The following is a 12,622-nucleotide window of genomic DNA, read 5'->3' as shown; positions in this document are numbered from 1 at the left end:
AATCCCTATCCTTTCTTCATTCTTGTCTTATGTCATCGTGATAGTGCCTGTAGGGTGCTTCATTATTCTAAGCCCTGTTCTATGCATACCCCGTTATTTTCAAGATATTTCCATGAGGTTATCTCTCATCTGTAGTAAGAGTCTTCTCATCAGCAATTTTTCTTCCTGACTCAGTCCGCTGAATATCTGTTCATCCATCTCTGCCGCCACGGTTTTAATATTCTTAAGACAGGCTTCCCCTTTTTCAGTCAGACTAAGCCGCATAATCCTTTGATCCTTTTCATCCGGGCTCCGCCTGATATAGTCCATCTTTTCCATCTTCTGGATTGTATTCGTAATCGACGGTGGTGTCACATTCATAAACTTCGCCATCTCCCGCTGTGAAAGGCCGCCCGACTTATTCAGCATAAAAAGTATCCCCGCCTGACTCGGCTTTAAATCAAACTTATCGAATAACTGGGTCGCTTTCTTCATACTCAAATGCATAATCTGGCCCATAATTCCCACAGTAGGCATATGCTCCATGTCACAATTCATCCTCAGCGCTCCTTTCTTTAAGCATTTTCAAAACACCGCTAACCATAAATTAGTTAGACGTCTAACGGTTATATTAGTAGTATTATATAAAAAAGTCAATATAAAGTGATAGATTTCACAGTTTTTTAATAATTTCTTCCAAAAAATAATTAGACAGTTAACATATTATATTCATAACACAAGTCTTGTCTGCCGCAAAATAGATTGACGGGTTTTTATAATATCTGGTAATCTGTTTATATAATAATGATAATGGATTAGAAAGTATCTCCTGAAGAAATATATTATAAAATATAGAAAGTGAGAATTACATGATTACGAACGCAGATATCTGGTCTTTATTAGAACAGTTTTATTCAGATGGCTTTACAGTTGAAACATTAAGCAAGACTACCGGTATATCGGCAGAGTTGCTTGAACGATGCCGCAAAAAGGAAACTTTAAATAGAGATGATCTTCAGGAACTTACATATGTCCTTGCTTTTTTGAGTGAATTGTATATGCAGGATACCACAAGTATAAACTATTTAAAAGATCTGGTAGCAATGCTGACATGGTACTTTATGATTTCAAAAGAGGCAATTGCAAACTACCTTCATTTAACAAAGGAGGAATTTGAAACCTTTCTTGCTGATCCCAGGAACTATCCGAATTGTTATGATTTATCAATGAATTTGATGCTCTTATATGTAACATTGGTAAGAGATAAGAGGCTTTGAAGTTTAATAATTGCACCTCTACTGGCCTTTACTCTTTGTTGCTCTTCATCTTTCTCCACATACTTGGAGTAACCCCATACATTTTTTTAAACTTCCGGATAAAATGGCTGGAATCATAGCATCCTACCTCGCATCCCACCTCTGTTACGCTTAAACTACTCTCCTCCAAAAGTCTTTTCGCATTCTTCATCTGTTGTTCTGTCAGCAGTGTACAGAAATTTTTTCCTGTATACTTTTGAAGTATCTGTCCCAAATAAGTCTCGTTGTAACCAAAGAACTGTGCCGTGGACTTAAGTGTAACATGGTTATAATTCACAGTGATATACCCGATAAGAGCAACGATATTACTCTCCTGCGTATTATCAATTGGGTTAGAGATAATCGCCATCATTTCATAATGTCTCAACAAATGGATAAACATCTGCTTTATATATAAAGTCACACTTTCATTGTATAAATAATCTTTTTCTTTCCTCTCCTTATACATATTAAGAACTGCATGCTTCATCCATTCATCGTTCCCCGTAGGATATATGATGTATGGGCTAACTTTCTTATTATACAGAACATGCTCAAAAAAGTCTGAAAGTGCCTGATTCCCCCTCATCATCCTCAAAAAAGATGAATCAAACATTTTTTTGCTCATCATAATATTAATAATGACCGCCTCATCATTTATTGCCGAAATGGCATGCATCGCATTAGGGGCCAATATGCAGACATCTCCTGTTTTCATATCAAAGGACTGATCTTCTACAAAGTGAACACATGAACCACTGTATACATAGACAAGCTCTATATAGGCATGATTATGCATAAGCGGATAGCTGTATCTGCCATGAAGGACAATTTCAACATAGTCACCGTCCTCATAGAAGTCCTTAATTGTGTTTCCCTGAGAATTCGTTGTTATTTCTTCATGATAATGCTCTATATTCCCATAATCTTTCTTTTTTTCCTTACTGATTAAAGCATATTCCTGATAAGACATTGGTTTTTCAAGAAAATGCTGCCCGCCGTTTTCATACTCTGATTTGAATCTTCTTTCCCTCTCTGATAACTGAAACACTTTATCCAGCATACAGGTCCCTCCGACAATGTGAAATAGAATTTGAGCCAGACATATGTATGCCTGACTCATATATATTTAATACCATTTTATCATAATATTACCGAACATACCAGACGGTTCCAGAATCTCTCTGTCTGGTCCAAACAGACCTGGATTTTTTAACACTGCCCTTGCCGGTGTATTTACAACTTCCACTGCAATTTTATTCTTACCTTCCTTTGACTGAATACTGATATCCCACTGATATGGCGGTGTCATTCTCTTTCCTGCACTCTTACCATTCACAAAAACTTCTGCCGCTTCATATATATGTTCGGAACAAAACAGTACTTTCTCTGCATTTTTCAGCTCTATCTCTTTCTCATACCTCATCACGCCTGAAAATTCCGGAGCAAATGAGGAAACAGGAACTAGCTTGTCCAGACTTCGGAATTCCGGGAAATCTGGATACCCCTTAGATTCTATCTTTGCAAACAGCCATTTATCAGATATATCCAGTACATTTATTTGGCTTGATTCCCCTTCCAGCTCAAGCACTATACCGGTTCCGGCTATTAGAAGAATACTTTCATATGGTTTCAGATTAATAGGTATCTTCAAACCATCTTTTTCTTGTTTCTGCCGTACAGGCAATATGCGTCTGTACATTGCATCATATTGGATTACCGTTCTACTCTCTGGCAAAATCACATCTACATCGGCATCTTCAGATAATGAGGTGTTAAAAAAGAAATAAATATCATACTCCTCTTTTCTATAATGATAGTATCCCAGATTCCGGCACTCTTTCTTCAATACAGGCCCGCCTGCACCTATTTCCGCCAGATATTCCGGCAAATCGTCTAGCCGGACTACAGAGCACTGTCCAATTCCCTCAAGCATATGGTTATCCTTTGCTGTTAACTCTTCTATGGTTTCCGGCCGACTGTTAACAAAAATAACCGACAGCCCTTTTTCAAATACATCACAGATAAAATATGCCAGTCTTCTATCCAGTATTTTTGTTTCTGGTATAATAAGAGCTTTCATCATCCTGCCGTTGACGATCAGCTTCCCTTGTTCGACTGAGGTTCCATAATATGTCTGCTCCGTCAGTACATCAACAGGTATAATCTGAAAATCGATCTGATGCTCCATAAGTTCTCTGGCGGGTTCCTGAACATACATACACTCAGTCATCCAGTCATGTTCACCCGGATACAGGACAGCCACTTCCGGAACATTCATCCCATGATTGAACAGTTCACACATTCTGTTCGTGTATTTCATCAGCTCCACAAAATATGGGAATTCAGGGTTATTTCCTCCTGCATAAAAATGCGGCGGGCAGTCTGCATCCGGAAATTCTGCCATAGAAAATGCATGAGGCACAAAATGATTCACACCTTGCAGCAGAAGGTAGTCTGTCAGCCACTTCATGCTTTTCACTCCAAAATTCCAGCCATATGCCCCAAATGTCTCGCACATTGCCCGTCCTTTTTTCTTCGGGTCAGTCTGGGCACAGGATGCGGCGAGTTTAGCGAGTGCAAAATGGTAGAAATGGCCGTCACCTATAAATGCCACGCCATGCCTTGCCCCATATGCGTTTCCCGGTATAATCTGACCACCGATTGTATCAATGCCAGACATGTGCTGCCCGGACATGGCGCGGAAATAGTGCCCTGCGCCGCATCCCAGACGGCTGTGTTCATTATTGTCTTCTATTACGTGCCCTATATATGATACGTTGTGGTCTTCACACCATTTCCCAATCTGGCAGGAAAAATTCTTTTCATACATTCTGCTGACGGCATCCATATAGCAGTGCCGGACCTCTGCCGGTTTCATTTCATCTTCTGTCTGGAGCCATAATAAAGGTAGTTTCAATCTCCAGTTCTCTCCAAGTAAAGACGGCATTAACGCCTGTAACTCCCCACACCACGGAAGGGCCATATTCTTTCGCCCTATGGCATCTCCCATATCAAAATTATCCACATTGTAAAATCCCGGTTCATCAGAGAAGAAACCCACTATTGTCTTGCCAAACTCATTTGCATAATGTTCATAATGCAATTCGTATATAGCCTCCACAAGCACATGTACAGACTCCTGATCAATATAATTGATATATTCATTTCTGGCTCCGAAATCATATGTAGTGAAGGTTACACATATTCGCCATATACCGTCAGGAATATCCCATATAAGCTTCCCATTTTCCACATAAGTTGACAAATCTATAAACTGATTCCCCACCATATCCCCATCTATGAGGCGCACTGCCGTTACACTTAGCAGTTCCTGACGGTCAATCAAAGGCTTCTCAACCTTCCTGCCAAAATCCAGCCACGTAAATTTCTTCTGCATCATTATGGGTATATCCAGTGTTGCCTGGACAATAGGACCAACACAGTCTGTATGCTGCATCATCAGATATTTTCTTGCATGTTCTGGATATTTACCGGGTATGGCACCATTTGCCTGACCGGTTGGAAAGTGGGCATCATCCAAAATCCATATTTTCATGTCTCGTTTTTTTGCCTCATCCAGAACGATATCAAAATCATGCCACCATCCCGGTCCGGCAAAATCCGGATGCGGTCTGGATTCCAGACATACAGCCCGGATTCCACACTCGCTGATTTTTTCAATTTCTCTGCGCAGTACATCTTCGCTCTGATTCCTCATCCATAAAAAGGGGAAAATATAATTCTCACAGTTTCCTGATAAAAGCTTTTCTATGCCTTGTTGTACAGCCATTTCTGCCTCCTGCAATTAAGCATTATTATTTGATTCTCTAATTTCCAAATCCGCCCGGATATCTGTAACACGTTTTTCTGTTAATTTGTAGAAGAACAAAGGAACTAATGAGAGCACACCGCATATAGCCGGAATAATATTTACCACAAAATTAATTCCCATCTTGGCCGTTTCGGTCTGCTCTGCACCGGCAACATAACCTACTGCACTTAAAAGAAGGACTCCAACTACACCACAAAAAGCTGTGGCAGCTTTTACAGCCAGTGTTAAAAAGGATGCTGCAAGACCTTCCTGACGCACACCAAGTTTCCACGCACCATACTCAATAGAGTCCGAAACCATTCCATAGCTGAGTGCCCCGGCAGAATTACATAATCCACACAGAAAGCTCAGTACCAACAGCAATGATGTACTGACTGTTCCAAAGAAAAACAGGCCTATAAATGCAAGAATCATGATCGTTGACAGTAAAAACATATAGTTTCTTTTCCCCAGACGCTTTGTCGCAAATGGTATTATTAATGTCCCGACCAACTGTGCCGCTGTCATAACCGTAAAGACGAGAGAAACCATTTGATAGGAACCGATAACATAAATGACATAATATGCCAACAGGCTCATTCGTGCAGTAACACAAATTGTTCCAAACAAAGTGGACAGGACTATCATCAATAACTGGTCGTTCTTACACAGTTCTTTTAAATTCCCAATAAATCCTCTTTTCTTCTCCTGAACTTCAACAGATGTATTATGTAATTTTTCAGTGTATTTTTCTTTACAAATGAAAGCCTCGATTAGAAAACATGGTATCATTAAAACAGATAATAAAACTGTAACTGACATGTACCCCTTTGCTGTAGCAGTATCACTTTTTCCAAAATAAAGAATTAATGGCATTACTACCGCTGATAAAACAATACTAATTACAGATGAGCCAATTCCGCGGGATGTAGACAAATTCATACGCACTTGCGAATCTATTGCTATTACATTAACAATTGCGGCATGTGCTGTAACGACTACTGTATATATCATGCCCGTTCCAATATAAGAAATCAAACACAAGATTAATTTAGCAGTTCCTTGAACCGGCCATACGGTAAATGTCAATATATTAAATATTGCAAGAAACGGGGGTGCAAACATCAGGTAAGGCCTGAATTTGCCCCAGCGTGTATGTGTTCTGTCCGCAATAGACCCCATAATCGGGTCATTCACTGCATCCCATACACGTGCAATTAACATAATCAGTGAAATAGCTGATGCAGTTAAGCCTACAACATCTGTATAGAATAAGGTCAGATAATTATTAATCATGTACCAGCTCATCTGGTTTGCAACTTCCCCCATACCATATCCAAGAGCCAGCTTAGGACTTGTTCTCTCTTTTTGTACTGCTTTTACTTCTGTACTCATTTCCATTCCTCCTCATCTCTACTTTAAGATTTCCAGTAAAATACCTGTTTCTTTAATCATATCTGCATAGGCCACAATTGGTTCCCCATTGGGCCAGTCAATTTCCAAATATGGTTTTCTTCCTGATATCCGTTCTGCCATCCCTAAAACATCATCAAATGTCTCTTTCGTTTCAAACTTAACATGATGCAGTCCCGGACCATGTTCCCTCAGCCAATCATCAAAAACCCCCGGACCATTCGGGGCAATCAGTTCAAGTTCATACCCCTCGTTTCTGTAAATTGCTGATGCAAAGTCGGTTCCCACCTTACCATTTACTATTTTGTCTGCAAAAAATTCATTATGCAGGCTGACTTCCCAGAACTTGATACCAAATTCTTCTTCATAAATTCTGACAGCCTTTTCCAAATCTTCCACTACAATCCCAAGATGTATGACCTTACCAAATTTCTGTCCCACCACTTTAACCTCCTGCTTTTCTCTTATATTTTTAGTATATAAAACTATAAAATGTAAAAATTGTATATTTCCCTTCTCCTGATTGTAAATTTCTCTATTCTTCGTAATCTATGACTACTTTTACTGCACCTGCCTTTTTAACCTTTGTATGATATGCCATGTTCCGCATCCACACGTTTTCTTCTTTTCGCCTAATATAATCACTGCCTCAACATCCGGCGGAATTACTACATCCAGATAAACTGTATCACCTGTTAATTTCCATGATACAGAAATTTTTCCCCATATTGATTCAAAGGCACCTTCCGCATTGTGAAGTCCACATGTAAAATCAGGTTCTATTCTTACCTTTTTATATCCGGGCTCTGACGGACATATACCCAGTATCGTCCTGTACAGGTACTCACCTACACATCCAAATGCAAAATGATTCATGGAACAATTATTGGGAGTTCCATCCTCTGCATAACCATTCCAGTACTCCCACATTGTAGTTGCCCCCATTTTTACTTCATAGAGCCAGGACGGGCATTCATCCCTGAAAAGCAGTCTATTAGCAAGTTCTTTCTGTCCATTTGCATGTAATACCGGCAAAAGGTATGGTACCGACAGAAATCCCGTATCCAGAAGGTCGTTATTTTTATGTATCAAATCTGCAAGCCTGCTGACGGCTGACGGACGCAGCGATTCGGGTACAGCACCAGTCTCCAGAGCCAGCACATAGATTCCCTGATATTCTTTTTTCAAGGTACCGTCCTGATTCATATACTCTTCATAAAATGCTGTTCTTATATTCTTGTTAAGCTCCCTGTAATACTGCATCAGATCGGTTTCTTCAAGAATCTGGCAGACTTTTGCCATGATATCCGTTGTCAACGCATACAGCAAAGTTGCTACTACTTCTCCGGTCTCCCATGCGACATCCATAATAGACTCTCCTGCCATCTGCACAGAAGGCATCAGCCAGTCCCCAAATTGGAAATCCGCATTCCATAAATATTTCTGTCGTTTTAGCTCCTCTGGTGCTAAACTGTCCTTCTCCTTTGGAATTCTTGCCGCCCTCTGTTCTACGGACTTCATATATTTGAGCATCATAGGAAAATTCTCCTTCAGAACAGCTTCGTCACCATATGCTTCATATAACCTCCAGGGCACAATAACCGCGGCATCAGACCATCCTGCTGCAGATACTCCCTCTGTCCCTTCCGGCTTCATAATATCATGAGACGGCATATATGGTACAATATGCGGAATCTGACCGTCATCTAACTGCTCATTCTGCACATCCTCCAGCCAATGACGAAGAAACTGTTCAACATCCTGTTCATAACATGCAGTAGGGGCATAAAGCTGTATATCTCCTGTCCATCCGGTCCGTTCCCTTTGAGGACAATCTGTAGGTATACATATCATATTTCCCCGCTGTGAACGCAGAATATTTTTATGCAGCCTGTTGAGGCGTTCATCGGAAGCACGGAATTCTCCTGTCTGTCTCAGAGGTGTTCCTATTACATGTACTGTATAATGTTCCGGGTTGAAATCTTGAGTCCCTGTAATTCTGACATATCGATATCCATGATATGAAAATCTTGGTCTCCACTCGCATATACCATCTTCTGCACAACAGTAATAGTCTGTCTGCTGTTTATTTTGTCCGATAATATTCTGGAGGAAGTTTCCCTCTTTATCCAGAGTCTCGCTATACTCCAATGATACTGTCTGACCTTTTTTCAGGTTCAGCCTGAAGGATAAATATCCCACCGTTGTTTCTCCGGCATCCACAACCATTTCTCCTTTTGGTGTAACGAATATTTCAGGTCTGTATACCCTTTGTTCCTGTACCGGAGGGATAGACTGAAGGCATAATGCTTTATAATCAAAATCACATACCTCCACTGCCTTCCAGTTTTGGTCTGAGTAAGATTCTTCCAGCCATCCCTTTGGTTTTTTCCCGGCGTCATAATATTCACCTACAAATAAATCAGCATATTGCCATGCTCCCTCTGTCCATTTCATGCCCTGCCCTGTACAGAAAGTATCTCTGCGTCCATCATGATACCGGCATTCTATCTGCATAAGAAACGCATTTTCTTTTCCATACTGTTCGCCAATTCCTACTGCCCCGATCTTCCCTGTATACCATCCATCGGCAAGCACAACACCTATTACATTCTTTCCCGGTTTAAGCAGTGGAGTAATATCATACACCTGATATTCCAGCCGTTTTTTATAAGAAGTATAGCCCGGCGCCAAAAAATCGGATACAGAAATTCCATTTACCCATAACTCATATATACCGTGTGCAGAGGCATAAACCACGGCATAATCCGGCACCTCTTCCAGTGTAACTCCTTTTCTCATATATACCGGCGGATCCAGCCGGTCAAGGGCACTTTTCTGCCTTTCAGATGATGCATGTGGAATACTGCTGTCCGTCAACGGTTTCCTTTTCCTGTCCGGAGCCACCCACTTTGCTTTCCAATGATCCAAACCGGAATAAAACTCAGGCCCCTTTATAGCATCCATACTTCCATCTGTGCCAAAACAGGTCAGCGTCCATGAGAATTTACCACATGGTTCAAAAGTAACAGGACATGATATATTATGGCGTACAGCTTGTAAAACCAGTCCGCTGTCCCATATAATCCGGTCATATCTGTCACGGACTATAATCTCATATCCTTTCTGTCCACAGTCACCTTCCAGTCTCCACGAAAATAGTGGTCCCATCCCCCCTTCCCCATAGCTAAATGTTTTACTGCCCCATGTACAGCGTGCATCTATAATTTTCACCATATTATTCGCCCTTTCTTTTACTGTTTTATAAGCGAATTATAGTATTTTACTTTTCTAATTAATTGGATATTTTAAAGTTCCTTCATTGTATATTTTATATATAAGCCATTTAAGTATTTACAAAAAAAGGTTGAAACAACAGCCAATTTCATAGCTGTTATTCCAACCTTATTTCAACGGTACCCAGTCATTATTTTACTTTTTCTTTTCTTATCAAGAATATTGCCGCGATGCACACTGGGAAGATAATTGCTGCAAATAAGCCACCCTTCAGTCCCCATTTCGAGGTATGGTCAGCTACCACACCAACAAGCCCCGGGCCGGACATGCAGCCGGCATCCCCTGCAAGGGCAAGAAAAGCAAACATGGCGGTTCCACCCTGTGCGCATTCTCTGGCAGCTATACTGAAAGTACCGGGCCACATGATCCCGACAGAGAGCCCGCAGAGGGCACAGCCAAGAAGACTGACAATCGGTATCGGTGCAAAAACCGCCAGCAGATAGCTTGCGACGCAGAGCACACTGCTCATAAATATAAACTTCTCCAGTTTAATCCGTTCTCCGCATTTCCCGTAAAAGACACGGGACACTCCCATCAGAAGCGCAAAGGAGCAGGGCCCGAGCAGGTCTCCCACTGTTTTAGAAACATGCAGGCTGCTCTCGGCAAAATAGGATGCCCACTGGGACATTGCCTGCTCGGAAGCCCCGGCACACAGCATCAGAACAAAGAACAGCCAGAATATCCGCATGGACAAAAGCTTTTTAATTGGAATACGGTTCTCTTCCTCGACCAGTACGCGGATCGGAACCCTCATAAAAACAAATGCATTCAAAAATGGCAGAACCGCCCAGATCATTGGGAGATATCTCCAGTTTTCCATTCCTATGAGCTTGAATCCCAATGTAGACAGAATTACGACTCCCACATGCCCGAAGCAGTAAAAGGAATGCAGAAGGCTCATTGCCTTCTCTTTTGCCCCCGTCGGCGCAGCCTCAACAATCGGGCTTACCAGTACCTCCAGCAGCCCACCGCCAATTCCGTTTAGGGTAATCGCCGCCATTAATCCCGCATAAGGGGTGGGAAACAAAAATGGGAAGATCCCCATCCCGATCAGTCCTGCTGCTGCCATAAAGTGCGCAAATACCATGCAGACACGGTAGCCAATCCTGTCCACATATTTTGCGGCAAGCAGATCTACGATCAACTGGATTCCGAAATTCATTGTGATAAGGAATCCTATCCTCTCAACAGAAATCGAAAACTGCTGCTGAAAAGTAAGGAACAGAAGCGGTCCTAAATTGTTAACTATTGCCTGAGTAATATATCCTACATAGCAGGAATAAATAGTATATTTGTATGATTTCGTCATGTAGTATATTGACGGTCAGAAATTGATTTTTTCCCTGACCGCCGCCCTTTCTCTATGTTTTCCTTTTAATCCGCAATCACTTTTTTCTTCCATCGTCCCGCGCGGTAACAAATAAATGTAATACATGCCCCGAGTACCCATGATATCAGGAGAGAGATAAAGATGCACGCACTGTCTCCATTTGGATGTGCAGCTGATCTTGTAAAATATGCCAGACCGTAGGCAAGAGGCACGCGGATGACAACCGTCGTCACCATTGAAATCCACATTGGAGTAACCGTATCTCCGGCACCTCTCATAACACCGGACAGGCACTGCGTCACTTCCATCGCTATATAACCGGCTGCCAGTATCTTCATCATAGAAAAGCTTAATTCCACGAGTTCCGGCGTCTCTGTAAAGATCGCCATCAGGTATCGTCCGAATAATAGAATCAGGAGCGTAATCACGGCCGATGTCATCACCGCTATCCCGGTTCCCTGCCTTGCTCCTTTGACCACTCTGTCCATCTTTCTGGCGCCTACATTTTGTCCGGAATATGTCGTCATCGCAGTCCCAAACGAGAATGCCGGCATCATCGCGAATCCATCCACACGCATGACAATGACATTGGCCGCTATAAACAATTCCCCAAAACTGTTAGTCAGTGACTGCACAACAATCATGGACAAAGAAAAGATTGCCTGAGTCACACCGGATGGCAGTCCCAGACGGACCAGGTCCCAGGAATACTTCTTCTCCGGAATCAGATATTCTTTTTTCATATCAAAAACCTCTTTCATCCGGCATAATTTCATAAATGATAAAACCGCAGAGATCATCTGGGCAATTACTGTAGCCAGTGCAACTCCGGCCACCCCAAGTCCGAACTTCGCCACAAATATGTAGTCTAAAACAATGTTGATAACTGTCGCAACGAGGAGATACACCAGGGCGGAAACGGAATCTCCCAGACCTCTTAAAATACCACCCAGGATGTTATAAAAGGCACATCCTACAATTCCCATGAACAAGATCATCAGATAATTATTGCACCACCCGATGATACTGTCCGGCGTACGCAAAAGTCTTAGAAGCGGCATTGTAACAAACGGGGTAACCGCCATGACAAGAACCGTTGTAATAACCGTCAGCGTAATACAGCATCCGATTGTTTTTGACAGCGCTTCTCTCTGCTTCGCGCCAAAATACTGCGACACCATGATTCCGACCCCGACAGAAATCCCAACGAACAACACAAGCAGCAGGTTCAGTATAGGTCCTGCACTTCCAACTGCTGCCAGTGCATTGTCCCCTACGAACCTGCCTACAATGATGCTGTCTGCTGTATTATATAGCTGCTGGGCAATATTGCCGATCAGCATCGGGATTGTGAATGCCACAATCTTCTTACCCGGATTCCCTTCAGTCATATCTACCGGGGCGAATAGCTTCTTCATACCTGTTAACATAGAAAAATCTCTCCCTTTTTCCTTATCTTACTGTACATACTGTGATTATTTTAACGTATCCTTT

General features: G+C 41.9%; 9 protein-coding genes. 1 reads left to right on the top strand and 8 read right to left on the bottom strand.

The window, feature by feature from the left end; translation table 11 throughout:
• Positions 1–99: 99 nt before the first annotated feature.
• On the bottom strand, positions 100–537 hold the full coding sequence (locus A8806_RS20380; RefSeq protein ID WP_109733007.1) for a MarR family winged helix-turn-helix transcriptional regulator: 438 nt from the start codon (positions 535–537) through the stop codon (positions 100–102).
• Positions 538–848: 311 nt separating this feature from the next.
• On the opposite strand from A8806_RS20380, the gene A8806_RS20375 reads away from it, so the two are divergent.
• The gene (locus A8806_RS20375; protein WP_109733006.1) at positions 849–1,256 is read left to right on the top strand and encodes an HTH domain-containing protein; all 408 of its coding nucleotides are present in this window, start codon (positions 849–851) and stop codon (positions 1,254–1,256) included.
• Positions 1,257–1,284: 28 nt separating this feature from the next.
• Here the strand turns inward: A8806_RS20375 and A8806_RS20370 are convergent, their stop codons facing one another.
• The 7 genes from A8806_RS20370 to A8806_RS20340 all read right to left on the bottom strand — a co-directional run bounded on the left by A8806_RS20370 (position 1,285) and on the right by A8806_RS20340 (position 12,558).
• A complete protein-coding gene (locus tag A8806_RS20370) occupies positions 1,285–2,337 on the bottom strand; it encodes an AraC family transcriptional regulator (protein WP_181368808.1) in 1,053 nt (350 codons plus the stop codon).
• A gap of 66 nt (positions 2,338–2,403) precedes the next feature.
• A complete protein-coding gene (locus A8806_RS20365) occupies positions 2,404–5,067 on the bottom strand; it encodes a glycoside hydrolase family 2 (protein WP_109733004.1) in 2,664 nt (887 codons plus the stop codon).
• 15 nt (positions 5,068–5,082) lie between these two features.
• Positions 5,083–6,483: an MFS transporter gene (locus A8806_RS20360; RefSeq protein WP_109733003.1), complete on the bottom strand. Its 1,401-nt coding sequence runs from the start codon at positions 6,481–6,483 to the stop codon at positions 5,083–5,085.
• Positions 6,484–6,501: 18 nt separating this feature from the next.
• Positions 6,502–6,942 carry a VOC family protein gene (locus A8806_RS20355; protein ID WP_181368807.1) on the bottom strand — a complete coding sequence of 147 codons (441 nt, stop codon included), beginning with the start codon at positions 6,940–6,942 and terminating at the stop codon, positions 6,502–6,504.
• 120 nt (positions 6,943–7,062) lie between these two features.
• Positions 7,063–9,738: an alpha-L-rhamnosidase gene (locus A8806_RS20350; protein WP_242996208.1), complete on the bottom strand. Its 2,676-nt coding sequence runs from the start codon at positions 9,736–9,738 to the stop codon at positions 7,063–7,065.
• 190 nt (positions 9,739–9,928) lie between these two features.
• Positions 9,929–11,107, bottom strand: a complete 1,179-nt coding sequence (locus A8806_RS20345) for an MFS transporter (protein WP_109733001.1) — start codon at positions 11,105–11,107, stop codon at positions 9,929–9,931.
• 65 nt (positions 11,108–11,172) lie between these two features.
• Entirely contained in the window at positions 11,173–12,558 is a 1,386-nt protein-coding gene (locus A8806_RS20340) for an MATE family efflux transporter (RefSeq protein WP_109733000.1), read from the bottom strand.
• Positions 12,559–12,622: the final 64 nt, after the last annotated feature.

Origin of the sequence: Faecalicatena orotica (assembly GCF_003149245.1) — a bacterium.
Lineage (GTDB): Bacteria > Bacillota > Clostridia > Lachnospirales > Lachnospiraceae > Faecalicatena_A > Faecalicatena_A orotica.
Note: the sequence above shows the minus strand (reverse complement) of the source record. Positions and strands in the feature narration are given on the sequence as shown.

Bases quoted from the DNA above. Each gene is read 5' to 3' on its own strand.
- A8806_RS20380 (WP_109733007.1), bottom strand. From the start codon at position 537: ATGAATTGTGACATGGAGCATATGCCTACTGTGGGAATTATGGGCCAG.
- A8806_RS20375 (WP_109733006.1), top strand. From the start codon at position 849: ATGATTACGAACGCAGATATCTGGTCTTTATTAGAACAGTTTTATTCA.
- A8806_RS20370 (WP_181368808.1), bottom strand. From the start codon at position 2,337: ATGCTGGATAAAGTGTTTCAGTTATCAGAGAGGGAAAGAAGATTCAAA.
- A8806_RS20345 (WP_109733001.1), bottom strand. From the start codon at position 11,107: ATGACGAAATCATACAAATATACTATTTATTCCTGCTATGTAGGATAT.
- A8806_RS20350 (WP_242996208.1), bottom strand. From the start codon at position 9,738: ATGGTGAAAATTATAGATGCACGCTGTACATGGGGCAGTAAAACATTT.
- A8806_RS20340 (WP_109733000.1), bottom strand. From the start codon at position 12,558: ATGTTAACAGGTATGAAGAAGCTATTCGCCCCGGTAGATATGACTGAA.
- A8806_RS20360 (WP_109733003.1), bottom strand. From the start codon at position 6,483: ATGAGTACAGAAGTAAAAGCAGTACAAAAAGAGAGAACAAGTCCTAAG.
- A8806_RS20365 (WP_109733004.1), bottom strand. From the start codon at position 5,067: ATGGCTGTACAACAAGGCATAGAAAAGCTTTTATCAGGAAACTGTGAG.